At 28.3% G+C, this 20245-nt stretch carries 16 protein-coding genes and 1 pseudogene; 15 read left to right on the forward strand and 2 right to left on the reverse strand.

Translation table 11 applies throughout. From position 1 onward, the window contains the following. Positions 1 to 1117 precede the first annotated feature (1117 nt). Positions 1118 to 2806: an ABC transporter ATP-binding protein gene (locus AB4Y15_RS10730; RefSeq protein ID WP_427340352.1), complete on the forward strand. Its 1689-nt coding sequence runs from the start codon at positions 1118 to 1120 to the stop codon at positions 2804 to 2806. A gap of 162 nt (positions 2807 to 2968) precedes the next feature. After that, positions 2969 to 3133 (forward strand): annotated as a pseudogene (locus AB4Y15_RS10735) (cation:dicarboxylate symporter family transporter); the annotation flags it as partial. Between the two features lie 17 nt (positions 3134 to 3150). Here AB4Y15_RS10735 and AB4Y15_RS10740 read toward each other — a convergent pair. Next, positions 3151 to 3507: a hypothetical protein gene (locus AB4Y15_RS10740; protein ID WP_427340353.1), complete on the reverse strand. Its 357-nt coding sequence runs from the start codon at positions 3505 to 3507 to the stop codon at positions 3151 to 3153. A gap of 263 nt (positions 3508 to 3770) precedes the next feature. Between AB4Y15_RS10740 and xylF the strand changes: the two genes are divergently transcribed. The 8 genes from xylF to AB4Y15_RS10780 all read left to right on the forward strand — a co-directional run bounded on the left by xylF (position 3771) and on the right by AB4Y15_RS10780 (position 13961). Continuing rightward, on the forward strand, positions 3771 to 4862 hold the full coding sequence (gene xylF / locus AB4Y15_RS10745) for a D-xylose ABC transporter substrate-binding protein (protein WP_427340354.1): 1092 nt from the start codon (positions 3771 to 3773) through the stop codon (positions 4860 to 4862). 105 nt (positions 4863 to 4967) lie between these two features. Next, positions 4968 to 6506: a xylose ABC transporter ATP-binding protein gene (locus AB4Y15_RS10750; RefSeq protein ID WP_427340355.1), complete on the forward strand. Its 1539-nt coding sequence runs from the start codon at positions 4968 to 4970 to the stop codon at positions 6504 to 6506. After that, positions 6499 to 7650, forward strand: coding sequence for a sugar ABC transporter permease (locus AB4Y15_RS10755; RefSeq protein ID WP_427340356.1), 1152 nt, complete (start codon positions 6499 to 6501; stop codon positions 7648 to 7650). The genes AB4Y15_RS10750 and AB4Y15_RS10755 overlap by 8 nt, the downstream gene beginning before the upstream one ends. Before the next feature lie 86 nt (positions 7651 to 7736). Then, complete coding sequence (locus tag AB4Y15_RS10760; RefSeq protein WP_427340357.1) at positions 7737 to 8696, forward strand: substrate-binding domain-containing protein; 960 nt, start codon at positions 7737 to 7739, stop codon at positions 8694 to 8696. After that, positions 8686 to 10083 carry a sensor histidine kinase gene (locus AB4Y15_RS10765; RefSeq protein WP_427340358.1) on the forward strand — a complete coding sequence of 466 codons (1398 nt, stop codon included), beginning with the start codon at positions 8686 to 8688 and terminating at the stop codon, positions 10081 to 10083. Before AB4Y15_RS10760 ends, AB4Y15_RS10765 begins: the two co-directional genes overlap by 11 nt. 1 nt (position 10084) lies before the next feature. Continuing rightward, the gene (locus tag AB4Y15_RS10770; protein WP_427340359.1) at positions 10085 to 11617 is read left to right on the forward strand and encodes a response regulator transcription factor; all 1533 of its coding nucleotides are present in this window, start codon (positions 10085 to 10087) and stop codon (positions 11615 to 11617) included. Between the two features lie 244 nt (positions 11618 to 11861). Then, entirely contained in the window at positions 11862 to 13196 is a 1335-nt protein-coding gene (glnA, locus tag AB4Y15_RS10775) for a type I glutamate--ammonia ligase (protein WP_427340360.1), read from the forward strand. 195 nt (positions 13197 to 13391) lie between these two features. Next, positions 13392 to 13961, forward strand: a complete 570-nt coding sequence (locus AB4Y15_RS10780) for an ANTAR domain-containing response regulator (RefSeq protein WP_427340361.1) — start codon at positions 13392 to 13394, stop codon at positions 13959 to 13961. Between the two features lie 28 nt (positions 13962 to 13989). Here the strand turns inward: AB4Y15_RS10780 and AB4Y15_RS10785 are convergent, their stop codons facing one another. Further along, positions 13990 to 15711, reverse strand: a complete 1722-nt coding sequence (locus AB4Y15_RS10785) for a 5'-nucleotidase C-terminal domain-containing protein (RefSeq protein WP_427340362.1) — start codon at positions 15709 to 15711, stop codon at positions 13990 to 13992. A gap of 184 nt (positions 15712 to 15895) precedes the next feature. On the opposite strand from AB4Y15_RS10785, the gene AB4Y15_RS10790 reads away from it, so the two are divergent. The 5 genes from AB4Y15_RS10790 to alr all read left to right on the forward strand — a co-directional run bounded on the left by AB4Y15_RS10790 (position 15896) and on the right by alr (position 20100). After that, positions 15896 to 16504 (forward strand): hypothetical protein, encoded by a 609-nt coding sequence (locus AB4Y15_RS10790; protein ID WP_427340363.1) that lies wholly within the window; start codon positions 15896 to 15898, stop codon positions 16502 to 16504. Positions 16505 to 16535: 31 nt separating this feature from the next. Continuing rightward, on the forward strand, positions 16536 to 16796 hold the full coding sequence (locus AB4Y15_RS10795) for a hypothetical protein (protein WP_427340364.1): 261 nt from the start codon (positions 16536 to 16538) through the stop codon (positions 16794 to 16796). Positions 16797 to 16872: 76 nt separating this feature from the next. Beyond that, positions 16873 to 18159, forward strand: coding sequence for an NAD(P)H-hydrate dehydratase (locus tag AB4Y15_RS10800; RefSeq protein WP_427340365.1), 1287 nt, complete (start codon positions 16873 to 16875; stop codon positions 18157 to 18159). A 24-nt stretch (positions 18160 to 18183) separates the two neighbouring features. Beyond that, positions 18184 to 18813, forward strand: a complete 630-nt coding sequence (locus AB4Y15_RS10805) for a LolA family protein (RefSeq protein ID WP_427340366.1) — start codon at positions 18184 to 18186, stop codon at positions 18811 to 18813. A 111-nt stretch (positions 18814 to 18924) separates the two neighbouring features. Further along, on the forward strand, positions 18925 to 20100 hold the full coding sequence (alr, locus tag AB4Y15_RS10810) for an alanine racemase (RefSeq protein WP_427340367.1): 1176 nt from the start codon (positions 18925 to 18927) through the stop codon (positions 20098 to 20100). Positions 20101 to 20245 lie beyond the last annotated feature (145 nt).

A 20245-nucleotide genomic window follows, 5' to 3' on the forward strand; every position in this document is an offset into this window, starting at 1 on the left:
ATTGATCTAGCAGTAGTGCTTATTTTAGTTAATTATATTTTGAAAAATAGCCTGCTTGAAATTAAACCCAAGCATTCGTCAATAATATTTTTAACTCTACTAATAGTGTTACTTGTTAATTATTTCAATTATCTTAGTTATTTTATAAAAAGTATTTTAAAAAATAGGAATAAAAAAGTGGGGATATGGGAGGTTGTTATTAATATTTTTATTAATCTTTTTGCAGTTATCAGTATTATAATATTAGGCTATATAACTATAATATTTTCTTTGCTTGCTTGGGTGTATTTTATTAATTGAGGGATTAATATAAAAAGAAAAACTAAGTTTTTGAAAAATAGAAGATTTTATTACTAGCTTTAAGAAAAGATTCAAAGAATTTAGGATTATTTTTTTAACATAGTCTTTAAAGCCAATAGTATCAGAAATCAAGATAGATGCTTTGAAAGGGTTAGTAAGCTTCACGTAAATCTTTACAAATATTCAAAAGAGTAATTAATAAAGAGATAATTGGGATAGAAAAGAATATTTAAAAAATGAAAGCGGAGACAAAAGATTCAAGAGGATAATTTCTAGGATGACCAGTATTTTTATAACTACTGGGAGAAACCCTTTGAAATAAATATAAATAATTATAGTTTTTTCAATGGTTGCAGAGTTCTGCAGCAAACTAAATACCTAGAAAAAGGATGGATGACAAAAATGACAAACTACAAGCCAGTTTCTCCAATTACATTAAATGGTTGTGGAACTAAAAGAACAAAAAATATGTTAATTGTAAAATGAATTACATAAAGAATATTCTGAAGATTCACTATTTATACCTAATAATAGAGAATTATAATTTGCTTATATAATCTTTGTCAAGGTTGAAATGAATAGGTTTACAGTCTGACCTTGACAAAGATTATGATGCAGATATTTAAGCAACTAACAGGTAGAAAGTCAAAACATAAGGGAGATAAGCCCTAAACCTTTGTAAATACGAATTTTGAATATATTTTTAGCGCAATTTATGTCAAAAGCTATGCACTAAATTCCTTAATTATAAGAGATATTATGAATTACTGACAATAAAAATAGTTTGAATTTGATTGAGATATATAGGAGAATGAAGATGACCGAAAATAGGAAGTCAATGGGACTTGAATTAACTGCAATTATTGTTCTTCTTACAATTACAGCTTTTTTGAATACATTATATCCAGTTTTGATTAAAGAATTAATAGATGAGAGCATTAGTTTAAACATTAAGTCAATAAGTCAAAATATAGTTTTTTTATTAGTTGTTACAGTTGCTTTATTATTGAGCGAATTTTTTAGGAGACTGATTGAAGCAAATTATCGTAAAAACATCGTGAAAAATCTTCGCAATAGTGTTCTAGCAGGGATTTTAAGAATGAATTACAAAGATTATAGCAAAACAAGTACTGGTGAATACATGTCTATGATTAATAATGATATTGAATTAGTAACAAATGATTATTATATTATGAAACTTAGGTTATTTCAGAGTATTATTTCGATATTTTTTAGTTTTGTAGCAATGATAAAACTAGATGTCTATCTTGCATTTATAGTTATAGTTTCTAGTTTTATTCCATTAATAACACCATACTTTTACAGAAAAATACTTAAGGTTAAAAAGAATCAAGTTTCTTTAGAATTAAAAAGGTTTAGTGAAAACGTTAAGGATATTCTAGAAGGATTTGAGTTAATCAAAAGTTATAATATTCAATCACGAATTAAAAATTTATTTATTACTAAAAATAATAATTCGGTAAATGCCGTCTATGAATATTCTAAGACTGAGATTTTTAGTGACATGTTAGCGGGGCTGTTTTCATTTGTAGGTTATATAACATTAATTATTTTTGGGATAATTTTAATTATAAATGGTAAAAGTTCTGTAGGGACACTTTTAGCAGCGATTCAGATTTCAGAATTATTAGTAAATCCTATTATGAGTATTTCTGGACAAATTAATCGTATTAACTCAATTAGAGATGTAAAGAAGTCTATAGAGAGTTTTACTAAAATAAAAAATACAGAAGAGAATAATAAGCAAAATAATATAGATGTAGATGATTTTAAAAACTTAACTGTATTTATTAAATCATTTTATTATGATAACAATTTAATTCTTAAAGATATAAACCTTAAGCTAGAAAGAGGCAAAAAATATGCTATTGTAGGGTTAAGTGGAAGCGGCAAATCAACTTTATTGAAGTTGATTAACGGGAGTTTACATGAATTTGATGGTTTTATAAAATTAAATAACTTTAATATTAATAGTATTAATCAAGCTAATTATCATAATATTGTGACGATGATTCATCAAGATACATTTATCTTTAATGATACTCTTGAGAATAATATAACATTATATCAAGAATACGATAAATCAGAAATAGATAATGTGATAAAACAAGTTAAACTTGAACATCTTAAATTGAGGAATGATGGATTTAATCTTGATTTGCGAAATGGAGGTAATATAATTTCAGGTGGAGAAAAACAGAGAATTTCTATCGCAAGAGCATTACTTAAAAATTCAAAAGTATTGCTGCTTGATGAAGCTACAGCATCACTCGATAATATAACTTATCAAATGATTGAAAATATTTTGGTTTCACTAGATGATGTTATGGTTATTTCAGTTACTCATAAACTGTATGAATCCATTTTAAAAAGATATGATGAAATTATAGTAATGCATAAAGGTAGTATTTATGAACGAGGTTCATTTGATGAGTTAATGAAAAGGAAAACGTTATTTTATTCATTATATAATACAGTTAGATGAATCTTGCTTGAGTATATTATCATATTTTTGAGACAGTTTATTATATGTAATATTTTATTTATATACATAATAATTTAGTTTAAATATACATATTTATTTATAAATTTGGCATAAGAAAACCTCTGTTGCTTGTCTTGGTAAAATTAATGGTACTTCAATCTTGTAGGTTTACCAGTCGAAGGTATTGCATTAATAATGGGAATAGATAGATTATTGGATATGTGTAGAACGGTTGTAAATATTACTGGAGATGCAGTTTGTACGATAGTTGTTTCAAAATTAGAAGGAGAATTTGATAAAGAAGTATATTGTGCTAAAAATGAATAAGTTGAAGTAGTATAAAGCTATTTTTTAAGTACAATTAGTATTGCTAAAAGCTTTTTTAAGTCTTTTGATAATTTTTCAGAGTCTTCTATTTCAATGTTATTTAAGTATTTATAGATAAAATCAATAAATACATGGTAATATGTTTTCTTATCGAAATCTTTAAGCTGACAGCTCATTTTATATATTTCATAATCGATTTCTTTAAATATTTCTATTATATCCTCCATGGTTTGGAGGATATATTTTTTTCTAGTATCCATATTGTTACTCGCTTTTTTTAGTATTTTTATCTTTTTTTCAAGTGTTAAAATTGCATTGTTGACTTCGTATTTATGTACAGCTTCTTTCTTTCTAAATAAATTTCTAAGAAACATTTAATATTCCCCCATAGATTGAGCTCTGTTAATTAATATAATATTTATAATGGAAATTAATGTTACTTAAAAAGAGAGAAATGATAATGTTCTTACTTTTTTTGTTGTTATATTAATTAGCAAGTCAAAAAAGTTAAGAAACTATTTTTTAAAAAAATTAATATCAGCTTTATTATGAAGAAACTGGACAAATATTTGCTGATATACCATGCTATAATTAATCACGAGGAAAACATTTTCAAAAACATTGAGGAGGGGATTAGATGATATTAAAAAAACTTAAGAGAGCTACTGCTCTTGTTGGTGTTTTAGTTTTAACTACAGGTATTTTTGCAGGATGTTCAAGTGGCAATACGAATAATCCATCAGATGCGAACAAAGATGGCAAAGATGATGAAATAGTAATAGGATTTTCAATGGATACATTAAAAGAGGAAAGATGGCAAAAAGACAGAGATACTTTAATGGCAAGAGCTAAAGAATTAGGAGTTAAAATTTTAATCCAAGCAGCTAATGGAGATGATAATAAGCAAATTGCACAAGCTGAGAACTTAATTTCACAAGGTGTAGATGTACTTATGGTTGCACCTCATAATGCTGAAGTTGCGGCAACTATTGTTGAAGCAGCACATGAAGAAGGTATACCAGTTCTTTCATATGATAGATTAATCAAAAATTCAGATGTTGATGTTTATGTATCTTTTGACAATGAGAAAGTTGGAGAATTACAAGCTGAATATATAACTAAATTAGTACCAAAAGGAAATTATGTTTATATAGGTGGTGCTCCAACAGATAATAATGCACATTTATTTAAAAAAGGTGCAATGAATGTTTTAAAGCCACTTATTGAAAAAGGAGACATAAAATTAGTATATGATCAGATGTCTAAGGACTGGCAGCCTTCAGAAGCACAAAAGCATATGGAAAATGCTTTAACAGCAAATAAAAATAATATTGATGCAGTAATTTGTGCTAATGATGGTACAGCTGGTGGTGCAATATCTGCGTTGGCAGAACAGCAATTAGCAGGAAAAGTGCCTGTAACTGGACAGGACGCAGAATTAGCAGCTTGTCAAAGAATAGTTGAAGGTTTGCAAACAATGACTGTTTATAAGCCAATACCAAAATTAGCTGAAACCGCATTAGATGTTGCTATTAAATTAGCTAAAAAAGAAAAGATTGAAACTAATGCTACTGTAAATAATGGTAAGATAGATGTTCCATCAGTACTTCTTGAGCCAATAGTAGTTGATAAAGACAATATGATGGATACTATCATTAAAGATGGATATCATCCATACGAAGAAGTATACAAAAATGTGCCTGAAGACCAAAGACCAAAACAAAAATAATTTGAAAAATAAAAGAGGTTATACTATTAACCTCTTTTATAATACAAAAGATTAAAGTTTATAGCTTATAGTTTTTCTTTTCTATTTTGGAGGTGTCCTTAAATTATGAGCGAATATATTTTGGAAATGAGAGGAATTACTAAAGAATTTCCTGGAGTTAAAGCACTGGATAATGTTAATTTTAAAGTAAAAAAGGGAGAAGTACATGCACTGTGTGGAGAAAATGGAGCTGGAAAATCTACTCTTATGAAGATTTTAAGTGGGGTATATCCATACGGTACTTATAAGGGCGATATAATTTTGAAAGGCGAAGTTCAGAAATTTTATGGGATAAGAGATTCAGAGAGAAAGAAAATAGCTATAGTATACCAAGAACTTGCATTAGTTCCTCAAATGACAGTAGCCGAAAATATTTATTTAGCTAATGAGCCTTTGAAATTTAAAGGCACTACTATAGATGATGATAAATTGAATTATATGGCAAAAGAGTTATTAGATAGATTAGGGATTGATATAAATCCTGTAACTAGAGTAGGTTCTTTAGGAGTAGGGAAACAGCAGTTAGTGGAAATAGCGAAGGCTTTATCTAAAGATGTTGAGGTTTTAATTCTTGATGAACCGACAGCGGCTTTGACTGAAACAGAAGTAGAAACTCTTTTCAGAATAATTAAAGAACTTAAGAAAAAAGGTATAACTTTTATAATAATTACTCATAAATTAGAAGAAATTTTTCAGATAGCGGATACGGTTACTATATTAAGAGATGGTCAAACTATAGACACTTATCCTATTGAAGAATTAGATGAAGATACTATTATTAAAGGTATGGTTGGTAGAGAACTGACTGAGAGATATCCTAAAGTTTCTCACAAGGGTGAGGAAGTTATTTTAGAAGTAAAGAATTTTACTGTTTATGATCCTAATATGCCTTACAGAAAGCTTGTTGATAATGTATCTTTTAAAGTTAAAAAAGGAGAGATATTGGGTATTTCGGGATTGGTAGGAGCAGGTAGAACAGAATTAGTTATGGGTATTTTTGGTGCTTATGATGATTTAGTTGAAGGGGAAATATTTTTAGAGAGTAAAAAAGTTGAAAAAAAATCTCCAAGTGATGCAATAAAGCATGGTTTAGCATTAGTTACTGAAGATAGAAAAGGTAACGGGCTTATTTTAGACCAAAGTATTATGATGAATACTACATTGGCAGCATTAGATAAGATAATGACAAAAGGGATATTAGATGAAAACAAAGAAATATTTTATTCAAAGAAATATGTAGAAGAGCTAAAAGTAAAAACTCCATCATTAGAGCAGAAAGTAGGTAATCTGTCTGGAGGGAATCAACAGAAAGTAGTTTTAGCTAAATGGCTAATGACTAATCCTAAGGTATTGTTCTTAGATGAGCCTACAAGAGGTATAGATGTAGGTGCTAAATATGAAATATATAATATTATGAACAAATTAGTTGAAAATGGTGTAGCTGTAGTTATGATTTCATCAGAGCTTCCAGAAATATTAGGAATGTCAGATAGAATATTGGTAATGCACGAAGGTAAGATTAAGGGAGAACTTGTTAATGAAAATGTTACACAAGAAGAGATAATGTATTATGCAACAGGAAGGGGACGAGCGGTAAATGAGTGATGTTTTAACAAAGAAAAAAGAGAAAAAACATATAAATATAAGAAAGTATACAATGGTAATAGCTCTTGTGGCTATATGGGTATTGTTTACGTTTTTAGATAAAAGTGGGACATTTTTGACACCTAGAAACTTATCGAATTTATTTAGGCAAATGGCTGTAACAGCTGTATTGGCTATGGGTATGTTTATGATATTAGTAGATTTGCATATAGACTTATCACTTGGTTCTTTAGTTGGTTTAACAGGTGGAGTTGCTGCATTATTAATGTATAAAGTTGGTCTAAATCCGTTCTTAGCAATAATATTGACATTATTATTAGGAGCGATATTAGGTGCAATAACAGGTTCTTGGGTTAATGCAGGAGTACCAGCTTTTATAGCTTCATTAGGAGGAATGCTTGCATATAGAGGAGCTATAATGGGACTTACAAGAGGAGAGTCTATACCGGTAAGTCAAGCTTCTTTTAGATTTTTAGGGACTGCATATTTGCCTAAGTCTATTGGACTTGTGCTTGGAATTATTGCTTGTATAGTAGTAATATTGAGTACTTTTAAAAAGAGAAAAGATAGAATGAAATTTGGATTTAAAGTAAAACCATTAGCAGTAGAATTAATATATTTAACAATATATGTGATAGCTATTATGTTATTTGTTTTGGTTATGAATTCATATAAAGGAATACCTGTACCTATTATGATAGTATTAGCACTTGCACTTGTTTTGAATTTTGTAACGACAAAAACTAGGTTCGGTAGACAGGTATTTGCAATAGGTGGCAATAAAGAAGCAGCGAAGCTTTCTGGTATAAATATCAAGAGAAGAACGCTTCAGATATTTATAATATCAGGGCTCATGGCTTCTATAGCAGGTATTTTATTAACTGCTAGATTAGGAACAGCAACAACTGATGCAGGTAATGGGTTTGAGTTAGATGCTGTTGCTTCATGCGTTATAGGAGGTACTTCATTATTAGGTGGTGAGGGTACTGTACTTGGTGCAGTATTAGGAGCTTTAGTTATGGCTTCAATTGATAATGGTATGAGTATATTAAATACAGAGGCTTATTGGCAACTAATAGTAAAAGGTCTTATATTAGTAGTGGCAGTTTTTGTTGATATATACACTAAAAAGAAAAGCAAATAAATAGAATGAGTGTTATAATATATAGAGAGAGATTCAATAGACCCTGGTATTTTTCAGGGTCTTTAGTATATATTCTGGAGGATGTTATGAAAAGATATTTTATAATTATTTCCATATTTTTATCATTAGTAATAGGTTTTATAAGTTTAACATCTCTGGTAAAGTGCTATTATTTAACTTTTAAATATCAGGACTATGATTTTGTAAAAGAAGGAAAATATCATTTTATTCTTGTATTAAAAGAAGATGATGTATTTTGGAATAAGGTGGTAGATGGTGCAAAAAAAGCAGCTAAAAAATATAATGTGACACTAAGTATATTAAAAGAAGATTATTTTGATATAGATAGTCATTTAGATTTAATTGATAGAGCTATAGAATCTTCTCCTGATGGGATTATTTCTTATACATTAAACGATAAAAAATATGAAAACATTGTAAATCGTTCAATAGATAAAAAAATACCTTTTATAACTTTAGATGTTGATGTTTTAAAAAGTAAAAGAGATGCTTTTATAGGTACAAATAATTATTATACAGGAATAGTACTTGCAAAAAAGATAATTAAAGCGATAGATAACAAAGGTTATATAGGTATCGTAATGAACAACGAGGAAAATAGTTTTATGCTTACAGGGATATATGGTGAAGTTTCAAGACATGATGGTGTGTCAATTGTAGATACACGTTACATTGATACAAAAAGAGTTAATACTTATAAAGTTATAGAAGATATGGTTATAAATAATAGAGAATTAAAAGGGATTATATGTATTGATCCTTATGCAACTTATATGGCTGGACAGGTTATTGTTAGGCAAAACAAAGTTGGTAAAATTAAATTAGTTGGGACGGGAGATTTAGAGGGTACTTTAAGATTTATTAAGAAAGGGATAATAGAAGGAACAGTAGTTAGAGATCCATATAAAATGGGTTATAAAGCTGTAGAAACTATGTATAAGATAAAGGAAGGAGAATTTATAGATGATACTATTTTTATTGAATTGAAATATATTAGTAAGGGGTTATTATTAGATGAAGAGTAGCTATGTTTCTATTAAGAAAAAATTAATTATTAGTTATGTAATAATAATTACTATTTTAACTTGTCTGAGTGGCTATATTTTATATACCAATTCTATTCTTACTAAAACATATAACAGTTTTATTGAAAGTATATTAATGTTAAACGAAATACAGAGCTATTTAGGAGATAGTAAAAAAAATTTGGACAAACTATTGTTGACTAGGTCTACAAATTATATTGATTTAATATATTCATCTATTGACGAAGCTAGAGAGAGGATAAAAAAATTTCAAAAAACTAATATTACAGAAGATAATTATATGATTACTAAGGACTTGTTGAATTTGCTAAATAGTTATGAAAAATATAGTGAAGAAACTTTTAGGATAGCACTATCTTCTGCTGATGAAAGATACATTGAAAATTATAATAATTCAAATAAAGTATATGGTTATATATTCAAAGCCTTAGAAGAGATTAATTATAATATATCGAAAAGTGGATTTGAAAATTACAGTATTATGATTCAGCACAATAATAAATTATTTAATATATTGATATTTATGTTGGGAATAGTTCTATTTGGGAGTTTGGTATTTTCTTATATATTTTCTGTTAATATGGTTAAAAGTATAAATAAACTAACTGAAGCGGCAAAAGAGGTTTCTAAAGGGAATTTTGACATAGGAGTTATTGAAATAGAGAGTAATGATGAGTTAAGTATTTTGGCAAAAGCTTTTAATAAGATGATTAGCAATATTAGTTTTCTTCTGGAAGAAATTAAGAAAAAAGCAGAGTTAGAAAAAGAAGCACATTTTTTGGCTCTTCAATCACAGATTAATCCTCATTTTTTATTTAATACATTAAATGTTATTGCAAAGATGTCGTTATTAGAAGGTGGAGAAAAGACATGTGATTTAATTGAATCTCTATCTGATATACTAAGGTATAATTTAAGAAAAATTGATAGTAGTGTTAGAATATATGAAGAGTTAAAGAATGTTGAAGAATACATAAATATACAGAGAACTAGGTTTTTAGATAGGATAGATTTTTATAAAGATATTGATGAAAACGTGCTTAAATATTATATTCCCGCTTTAACAATACAGCCTTTAGTAGAAAACGCTTTTATTCACGGATTGGAAGGGAAAGAAGATAAAGGAATAATTGAGTTATTAATAAAAGATGAAAATGAGTTTATCAGGATAGAAGTAAGAGATAATGGTAAGGGTTTCGATTTTGATAAAGGTATTGAGAAAACTAAAGGGCATACAACTGGGATTGGTTTAAAGAATGTTAAAGAGAGATTAAATATATTTTTTAAAGGCAGAAGTCAAATGTATATGAAAAATAGAGAGCAAGGAGCTGTTATAGGGATACTAATACCAAAGGTGGGACAGTAAAATGTATAGATTGCTAATAGCAGATGATGAGCCTATAGAGAGGGAAGGATTAAAACTTATTATAAATAAGAATTTACCTGATATTCAAGTTGTAGGAGAAGCAAAGAATGGTAGGGAAGCAATAGAGTTAGTTGAGGAATTAAGCCCCGATATTTTACTTTTAGATATAAAGATGCCAGGAATAAATGGTATAGAAGCAGCTAAAGAGATAAGAAGGAAATATAAGAATTTAAAAATAATTATACTGTCGGCTTATGACTATTTTGCTTATGCTAAGGAAAGTTTTAGTTTAGGTGTTTATGATTATCTTTTAAAACCAGTAAGAAGGGTAAAATTGATTGAAACTCTGGAAAACGTTATTAAAGAAATTGAAAAAGAAAGGATTGAAAGGCAAGAAAAGTTAAAATTAAGAGAAGAATTATCTGATATAAAGAATATGCTTGAAGAGAAATTCGTAACTATTATTCTAGAGGATGGATTGAAATATGAAGAAAATATAAAGAATAGAATTGAAATATTAGATATGACATTTGATTCGTATTATGTATTAGTGATAAGTATAGAATCTAGGATAAATAGTGATGTGGTATCAAATCTTTATGATGAGGTTTTTAGGTATTTTAAACATAGAGAAAAATCTATAATATCGAAATATAACAATAATATCTATGTGTTAGTAGAAGTAGAGACTACAAATGAGATTGAAATTAAGAAAATATCTTATGAGAGAGCTAATAAAATATATAACAGGCTTATTGAAAAATATGATATAGACATTAGAATCGGTGTAAAAATAGGTAGAGGATTAAATAGCCTTAAAAAAGCAATCATAGAAGTAAATAAGCTTATCATTAGTACAAAAAATAAAAATATTGTAAGTGATTTTTATGATAAAAATGAAGAAGATTTGATTGAAATAAAAGAAGAATATCAAAAAATGTTAAATATAATTAAAGGAATAGTTAATGGAGATAGGGAATCTTTAATAGAGTTAGACAATTTATTAGAAATATTGTGCATTTCAGAGAATAATAAAATAATAAATTTATATGAAATTGTAAGTATTTTAAGATTTTTAATATTTGAGAAGAGAGGAAAGATGTATTTTTGCGATTTATTATCAAAAGATAAAGATATCGATTTGGATTTATGTAATGTAAAAAGGGTTATAATTGAGGAATTAAACAAGTATTTTATTGAGATTAGTAACCAATCACATGAGATTGTAGAAAAAGCAAAGGAATATATTTATAAGAACTATAATAGAGATATAAAATTAGAAGATGTAGCTGAGAAAGTATCAGTTAGTCCTTATTATTTTAGTAAGCTTTTTAAAAAAGAAACGGGTAAGAATTTTATTGATTTTTTAACTGAATTAAGAATAGAAGAAGCTAAGAAAAAATTAGATACAGGTATGTCTATTAAAGCAGTAGCTAGATGCATAGGATACAATGATCCTAATTATTTTAGCAGAGTTTTCAAAAAAATAACTGGAATGAGTCCGAATAGTTATAAGAAAAATTTAAAAAAATAAATTGCAACTTTATTATTGGTTTTAACTGGAGAATTAGACATTAATAAGTAAGGTATAGAAACTGTTTAAAAAATTTCTTAATAGATATTGACAAAATATTTTTATTTTGATAATATCAAAACATATTTAAAAAGATATACTAGATTAGTAGGCAAAGGCGTCTACAAATAGGAGGTTATTGACCTTTTATTTGTTGACGCCTTTTATATTTTATATATTAAAAAACAATAAAGGAGTGGGTAAAATGAAGAGAAGATATAGTAAAGAAGATGTATTAAAAATTTCAAAAGACCTAGGAGTTGAGTTTATACACCTACAATTTACAGATATTTTTGGGGTAATGAAGAGTGTGGCTATAACTATAGAACAGTTAGAAAAAGCTTTGAACAATGAGATTATGTTTGATGGATCTTCTATTGATGGATTTGTAAGAATCGAAGAGTCAGATATGTATTTAAGACCAGACCCTTCAACTTTTGTAGTTTTTCCATGGGCTACTCAAGTAAGAGAAGCAAGGCTAATTTGCGATATTTATGATAAAAATGGAAATCCTTTTGAAGGATGTCCAAGGAATGCATTAAAAAGAGTGTTAAAAGAAGCTGAAGAAATGGGATATAAATTTAATGTAGGGCCAGAATGTGAGTTTTTCCTTTTTTATACCGATGAAAAGGGAAATCCTTCATTAATTACACATGATAATGCAGGCTATTTTGATTTAGCACCTGTAGATTTAGGTGAAAGTGCAAGAAGAGATATGGTTTTAACATTGAAAGATATGGGATTTGAAATAGAAGCTTCACATCATGAAGTTGCTCCAGGACAACATGAAATTGATTTTAAATATGATGATGCTTTGACGACAGCAGATAATATTATGACTTTTAAAATGGTAGTTAGAATTATAGCACAAAGACATGGACTACATGCGACATTTATGCCTAAGCCTATAGTAGGAATAAATGGTTCAGGTATGCATACAAATATGTCTTTAGCAACACTAGATGGTAAAAATGTATTTTATGATGAAAATAACGAACTAGGGCTATCAAAAGTTGCATATAATTTTCTTGGAGGTTTAATTAAACACAGTAGAGCTTTTACAGCAATTACAAACCCAACAATTAATTCATACAAGAGATTAGTGCCAGGTTATGAGGCTCCAGTATATGTAGCATGGTCAGCCAGCAATAGAAGTCCATTAATTAGAATACCAGCTAAAAGAGGTAATTCTACTAGATTAGAATTGAGAAGTCCAGACCCTTCAGCAAATCCTTATTTAGCTTTGGCTACTATTTTGAAGGCTGGATTAGATGGAATAAAGAAAGAAATTAAACCGCCTGCTCCAGTTAATGGAAATATATATAATATGAATGAAAAAGAGAGAAAAGAACAAGGAATATTAAGTCTACCTTCAAATATATATGAAGCTGTAAATGAGTTATCTAATGATGAAATAATTAAAGAAGCTTTAGGAGAACATATATATGATAGATTTGTTGAAGCAGTAGAATTAGAGTGGAAAGAGTATATGACTCGTGTTACTCAATGGGAAATTAAAAAATATTTAACAAAGTTCTAATTTAAAGGAGCGCAATTGCGCTCCTATTTCTAATAATCCATACGAAATTATATACTTTATTGAATTGTAGATAATTTTAAATATAATTTCCGTAATGGATATGGGCAAAATCTTCCTAAATCTATTTGAATCGAAGATTTTGTTCTAATATAATGGTATAATAATTAATTATAAAGGTTTTGATGAGGTGGAAATATGGTAAGGCAAAGTATTGTTGTTGTTAGTAGCAATGATAAACTTAGAAATGTACTTAGTGGACTGTTAAAAAAAAGGGGATATTCTGTTTATGAAGCTAGTGATGGTGCGAGTGCAATAAGGTTAGCTAGAAGTTTAAAACCTCATCTTGTTTTAATGGATTTTAATTTGCTGGGAGCAGGAGCCTATAATACAGCTAGAATAATAGAGGATGATAATTTATCATCAGTTATTTTTATTACAGCAAATCCAGATAAAAATTTTATAGAATTACTTAAAAACATGACTATTTATGCTTATATTACTAAGCCTATAAATCCATCTCAATTATATCAAATAGTTGAGTTTTCACTTATTAATTCTAGTAAGATTAAGGAACTGAAGATAAAAGTGGATAAGCTCGAAAATAAACTAAGAGCGAGAAAGAAAATAGAAAAAGCCAAAGGGATTATTATGCAGACATATAATATTAGTGAAAATGAAGCATATACATATATGAGAAAAAGAAGTATGGATAGATGTATTACTATGGAGCAATTAGCAGAAGAAATATTAAAGAATAATGAGTAAAGGCAGCCTTTTTTAGGCTGCCATAGTTTTAAGCAATCTTAGGTAGTTCAAATATAACTGAGCTTACATTTTTACTAACATCAGTAATTCTACCTTCAACTTTTGGTGAGATTGTTTTATTATTTCTTACGTTTTCAATTAAAGCATCTCTTAGTAGTATGAAAGTATTAGTCCACTTAACTTCTTTTAATGTAACAAATCCATCTTGTCCTCCAGCTAGGAAATCATTTGTTGCAACTGTGTAAGTTTTATCCATTTCAATAGGAGTACCATCTTCTAGATAAATGTCAATTACTCTTTCACCTTCTGGTTTAGTTGAATCATAAGTGAATTTCATTCCTGATATTTGCAACATTCCTTTATATAGAGTAACGCTTTGCTCTAATATAGCTTTTATTTGAGCACCAGTCATTTCGCCAGTAACAATTGTATTATCAAAAGGCATAACTTCAAAAATGTCACCCACAGTTATATCTCCAGCAGTAAGATCAGTTCTAATACCACCTGCGTTTGTAAAAGCTATTTGAACACCAGCTTTTTCTCTCATTACATCAGTTATCCAGTTACCCATAGCTGATTCGTTATTATAGTCTCTTACAATATCAGTTTCAGTTTTACCTATTACTTCTCCGAAAATAGGTTTTAATTCTTCATTATATTTATCTACCATAGCTTGAACCTTAGCATCTGGTTCAATATTAAGATTACCTTTTCTTACTTCTATTAATTCTATATTATTGCCAACAACTTTCTTTGCTTTAGTGTCATAGTATAGAGTTATATGACCAATCATTCTACCATGTTTATAAGCTTGAATAACAGGTATACCATTTATAATACCTGCAACTTGACTATGGCTGTGTCCACCAATAGCTGCATCAGCTCCAGTTACACCTTTTGCTAAATCAGCTAATTCACCAGTTATTTCTTTTGTCTCTTTATCTTGTGTTGCTGGTAAATGGCCTAGAAGTATTATTATTTCAGCACCTTGCTGTTTAACTTCAGGTATTAATTTATTGCAGATTTCAACAGGATCTTTAAATTCATATGAGCCAACATAATCAGCATGAGCTGTAATTGCAGTTTCAGGAGTTGCTAAACCTATAATACCTATTTTCACACCATTTTTTTCGATAATAGTATATGGTTTAGCCCAATCAACTGGTTTTCCGTTTTCATAAATATTTGCAACTACAAGATCAAAATTGGCATTTTTTAATGTATCTAATATTGCTTCAATACCCCAGTCGAATTCATGGTTACCTATTGTCATTGCGTCAAAGCCTATCATATTCATCATTTCAACTACAGGTTTACCTCTCAATAGGTTAGACATTGGAGTTCCTTGGAAAGCATCACCTGCATTTAATATAACTGTTCCTTCAGGGTTCATATTTTTGTAATACTGCATATAAGCTGCGAATTTAGCTGCACCTGCTTCATATCCACCTTCTAACTTTCCATGAAAATCGTTAGAAGTTAGAATGTCAATTCTTTTAATAGTTGATGGAATAAGTATTTTTTGTCCAGGGAAAATAAGATGTGGATTTTTCATTTTATTATATTCAGCAATTTCTTTCCAGTCAAATCCATAACTTCTTGCTATTTTCCAAAGAACATCTCCAGGTTTAACTGTGTAAGTTTTCGGATTTGTATCAAATCCTTCAGCATTGATTAGATTTAAAGGTACTATTAGAGTTACTAGAAGAGTAAGTACTAGGATTAAATTGAGTCTTTTAAGTCTTTTCATGCAAAATCCTCCTTTTTAATTTAGTCATTTAGAATTTAATTATTTAGTAAATTCTTCAAAAACAAATAAAATCCTTCAATAAATTAGGTTATTTTTTAAGGTTAAATATTTTAACTATTTAGTAGCAGTAACCTATTTAACAAAATAGGCAAAATATTGTATAATCAATCTGGGAGGAATTTTTATGTTCGAAAAAGATATTGACATAGATTATGAAGTAATCATTAAAAATAAAGTACCGATATTAACAATGGATAATGATTGGAAGAAAATATTCGGTAATTCTAAGAATAAAGATATCAATAATTATAAAAATATTTTGAATGATTTAATTAAAGAGCAAAGAGAGTTAAGTAGGAAATTAGTACAATTAAAAACTAAGAAAAAAAGACTTATGGCAATGATTCTAAATTTATCACATGAAATCAATAATAAAAGTAATAATAGAGCAGTAGAAAAATTAGATGAATGTCAAAGCGAGATACATGCAATAAATGAAGAGATAGAAACTTGTACATTTAAATTAGAAATGTTGCCTAAAGAAATTAGAGCAGCGAACTTAAGTTTATTAAAGGCTACTATAAAAGTTGCATATAAGGACATAAAATCTAATCAAGAAGAATTAAATTCGTTATGTAGTCAAATAGATGAATTGAGGGAAAAATTGAAGAAATTAATTGAAACTAAACATGAAAAGGAGGAAGCAATAAATAAGACTTATAGCTTTTTACATGGAATTTTAGGCAGTAAAGAAATGGAAAAACTGGATACTGAATTGTTGGAAAACAAATAAAATATTCTGTTAAGAAAAGGAGTTATGATTTATGAAATCTATTATGTTGATTTTGATATTGATTAGTGGTTTAGAAATATTTTTTAGCATTTTTACATATTTAATAAGTTTTATTATTTCTATGTTCAAAAAAAATTATAGTATGAGCCAGAAAATGAAAGATGCTATTAAGTTAGTATCAGTAGCGATTTTCATGGTATCTGTATTCTATTTTTTATTAGAATTTGTAAAAGTGATGGCAAAATTGTTTAACATCCCATTAGACAAAGGTATATTGGATATTTTTAAATAGACTTAAAGCGGCTTATGCCGCTTCTTTCAATAAGAACAAAATTTTCGATTTAAATAAATTTTAAGGGGATGGAATAATGATTAAAGGTAATGGAATAGATATAATAGAGATAGATAGAATAAAAGAAGCTATGAAGAATGAAAAATTTATTGAAAGAATATTTTGTGAAGAGGAAAGAGAGTACTTTTTAAAAAGAAATATGAATATAAAAACAATAGCAGGTATGTTTGCTGGAAAAGAAGCAGTCAGTAAAGCATTAGGTCAAGGGATCAGAAACTATAAATGGACTGACATTAAGATATTACATGACAGTTTAGGTAAACCATTTGTTGTTCTGTCAGGCAATGCTGAAGATATAGCAAGGAAATTGGGAATAGAGAATATTCAACTTTCAATAAGTCATTGTGATGCATATGCCATAGCTTTTGCTGTTGCAGAAGGTAAAAGAGAGTATGAAGATATGGTAAAAATAGAAGAAGGAGTTAAAAATGGGATAATAATGACTGATAAAGACATGATATCTAGAATTATTCCAAGAAGAAAAGCTTATTCGCATAAAGGTACATATGGGAGAGTAGGTGTATTAGCAGGAAGTTTAGGTATGACTGGGGCAGCATATTTAACTTCTACTGCATGTTTAAGAAGTGGAAGTGGGCTGGTATATCTGTTCATTCCAAAATCTTTAAATAAAATCCTAGAAATAAAAACTACAGAAGTAATAACTATTCCAGTTGAAGACAATGATAAAGGACATTTTTGCATAGAAGAATTGGGATACATTTTAAAAACTATAGAAAAAATGGATGTATTAGCTATAGGTCCAGGACTAGGAGTAGATTCTGAGAGGACTGAATTAGTTAAACAAATATTATTAAACTATAAAAAAACTGTTGTTTTAGATGCTGATGGAATTAATTGTCTAGTTAATAATACAGAAGTATTTAAACAAAGAAAGGGAAAAACAGTTATAACTCCTCATCCAGGAGAACTTTCTAGATTACTTGGCATAAGTATTAAAGAAATAGAATCTGATAGAGTAAGGTATGCCCAATTAACTTCAAAAAAATTTGGAGTTATTACAGTTTTAAAAGGAGCTAATACAGTAATCAGTAGTGAAGAAGGTAAAATTTATATCAATACTACTGGCAACCCAGGTATGGCAACAGCAGGTAGCGGAGACGTTTTAACAGGTATAATTACAAGTTTTATAGGTCAAGGAATTGAATGTTTAGATGCAACTATTGCAGGAGTTTATATACATGGTTTGGCTGGTGATTTGGCAAAATATGATAAAGGCGAATACGGTTTGATTGCTACGGATATTTTAGAGTATGTTCCTTATTCTATAAAATCTTTAAATTAAAAAAATTTGCCTGGAGTTGGTGGAATGAAACGTATTGTCTTATTGTTACTGTTAAGTATTTTGTTTTTAACTGCATGTAGTGAAATAACTGATGAGGAAATTTTCTATCAAATACAAAAGAAGTATAATAGAATGGAAAGTTACAGTTGTTTTGCTAAAATAATAATTAATGGCGGTAAAGAACCAAAAGAATATAAGGCGAAACAAGTTTTTAAGAGACCAAATAAGTATATAATACAAATTATAGAACCTGAAGAAAGTAAAGGAATAACGACAATATATAATGGAGAACAGGCTTGGATTTATCATCCACAAATAGACCAATCTATATTGATAAGAGACTATAAAGATTCTCCAGATGAAAATATGTTTGTAGGTTACTTTTTAAGAAATCTTAACACAACAGAAATGGTTAATCTTGAATCGGAAAATATAGATAATAATGATTACTTAATAATTACAACTATGATTCCAGGCAATAATAAATACAGAATGTATCAAAAACTATGGGTAGATAAAAAAACTTACTTACCATATAAATTATACATATTAGACAAAGATGAATATATTACAGTTGAAATTTATTATTCAGATTTTTTATATAATCTTGATATAAAAGATGAAAAATTTGAAGTTTATGTTTTGAAAAATTGATAAAAGTGATAAAATTTAATTAGAAGATTTTAATAAGAATTTTCTATAAATTTTCAAAATTCTACAAAATACAAAAAGGTTCGGTTAAGTACAGATAAAGGGGGACAATAAATGCTATCTTTAACTAATATAAGGCCAGTATGGGCCGAGATTAACCTAGATAACTTAGCACATAATATGAAGGAAGTAAAAAGAGTAGTTAAAGATGGTACTTTAATAACTGCAGTAGTTAAAGCAGATGCTTATGGGCATGGAGCTATTAAAGCAGCAGAAACTTTTCTTAATAATGATGCTGATAGATTAGCTGTAGCTACATTATCAGAAGCTATGGAGTTGAGAAATGCTGGATTTGAAGTACCTATACTTATATTAGGTTATACTCCTGAATATCAATTTGAAAAAGTTATTGAATATGATATAATTCAGACAATTTATACCTATGAGCAAGGAGTAGCATTTTCTAAAGCTGCTGAAAAATTGGGTAAAACAGGTATAGTACATATTAAAATTGATACTGGTATGAACAGATTGGGTTTTGAAGTTAACGAACATACTGTAAATCAGATAAGTGAAATCTGTGAACTTCCTTATATTGAAGTAGAAGGAATTTTTACACATTTTGCAGTTGCTGATGAAAAAGATAAAACTTTTACAAGAAAACAGTTTAGTAGGTTTCAAAAATTGATTGAAGAACTAGAGAAAAACGGTATAAAAATACCTATTAAGCATGTGTCGAATAGTGCTGCAATAATAGATTTACCAGAGTATAATCTTGATATGGTTAGAGCGGGAATTATGTTATATGGCCTTTATCCGTCAGATTATGTTAATAAATCAAATGTCGATTTAAAACCTGCTATGACTTTAAAAACAAAAATATCACATTTAAAAACGGTACCTAAGGGGACAGGTATTAGTTATGGGCTTACCTATGTTACAGAAAAAGAATCTAAGATAGGAACATTACCAATAGGATATGCTGATGGATTTACTAGAATTCTTACAGGAAAAGCAGAAGTTATGGTGAAAGATAAAAAAGTTAAAGTTGTTGGTAGAATATGTATGGATCAATGTATGATAGATTTAACTGAAGTGGAAGATGTGAATGTAGGAGATGAAGTAGTATTATTTGGTGACGGTATAAATTCTCTACATATTGATGAAGTAGCTAAAAAACTTGGTACAATAAACTATGAAATTGTATGCATGGTAAGCAGAAGAGTTCCTAGAGTTTATGTAAAAAATGGCGAAATAGTAGAAGTAATTGATTATCTGTTAGAGAAATAAACATATTTTTTCTGATTGCTATAGACTTATTTATTTGAAACTTGCTATAATAGTTTATTGACACTTTTATAAATAATAATATATAATCTAGTATATATTGCTTTATATAAGAATATATTAAAATATAGATACTTTTAAAGACATA

The organism is Caloranaerobacter longqiensis (assembly GCF_050286925.1).
GTDB lineage: Bacteria > Bacillota > Clostridia > Tissierellales > Thermohalobacteraceae > Caloranaerobacter.

Excerpts from the sequence above, each read along its gene's own strand:
- AB4Y15_RS10730 (WP_427340352.1), top strand. The coding sequence starts at position 1,118 with ATGACCGAAAATAGGAAGTCAATGGGACTTGAATTAACTGCAATTATT.
- AB4Y15_RS10740 (WP_427340353.1), bottom strand. The coding sequence starts at position 3,507 with ATGTTTCTTAGAAATTTATTTAGAAAGAAAGAAGCTGTACATAAATAC.
- xylF (WP_427340354.1), top strand. The coding sequence starts at position 3,771 with ATGATATTAAAAAAACTTAAGAGAGCTACTGCTCTTGTTGGTGTTTTA.
- AB4Y15_RS10750 (WP_427340355.1), top strand. The coding sequence starts at position 4,968 with ATGAGCGAATATATTTTGGAAATGAGAGGAATTACTAAAGAATTTCCT.
- AB4Y15_RS10755 (WP_427340356.1), top strand. The coding sequence starts at position 6,499 with ATGAGTGATGTTTTAACAAAGAAAAAAGAGAAAAAACATATAAATATA.
- AB4Y15_RS10760 (WP_427340357.1), top strand. The coding sequence starts at position 7,737 with ATGAAAAGATATTTTATAATTATTTCCATATTTTTATCATTAGTAATA.
- AB4Y15_RS10765 (WP_427340358.1), top strand. The coding sequence starts at position 8,686 with ATGAAGAGTAGCTATGTTTCTATTAAGAAAAAATTAATTATTAGTTAT.
- AB4Y15_RS10770 (WP_427340359.1), top strand. The coding sequence starts at position 10,085 with ATGTATAGATTGCTAATAGCAGATGATGAGCCTATAGAGAGGGAAGGA.
- glnA (WP_427340360.1), top strand. The coding sequence starts at position 11,862 with ATGAAGAGAAGATATAGTAAAGAAGATGTATTAAAAATTTCAAAAGAC.
- AB4Y15_RS10780 (WP_427340361.1), top strand. The coding sequence starts at position 13,392 with ATGGTAAGGCAAAGTATTGTTGTTGTTAGTAGCAATGATAAACTTAGA.
- AB4Y15_RS10785 (WP_427340362.1), bottom strand. The coding sequence starts at position 15,711 with ATGAAAAGACTTAAAAGACTCAATTTAATCCTAGTACTTACTCTTCTA.
- AB4Y15_RS10790 (WP_427340363.1), top strand. The coding sequence starts at position 15,896 with ATGTTCGAAAAAGATATTGACATAGATTATGAAGTAATCATTAAAAAT.
- AB4Y15_RS10795 (WP_427340364.1), top strand. The coding sequence starts at position 16,536 with ATGAAATCTATTATGTTGATTTTGATATTGATTAGTGGTTTAGAAATA.
- AB4Y15_RS10800 (WP_427340365.1), top strand. The coding sequence starts at position 16,873 with ATGATTAAAGGTAATGGAATAGATATAATAGAGATAGATAGAATAAAA.
- AB4Y15_RS10805 (WP_427340366.1), top strand. The coding sequence starts at position 18,184 with ATGAAACGTATTGTCTTATTGTTACTGTTAAGTATTTTGTTTTTAACT.
- alr (WP_427340367.1), top strand. The coding sequence starts at position 18,925 with ATGCTATCTTTAACTAATATAAGGCCAGTATGGGCCGAGATTAACCTA.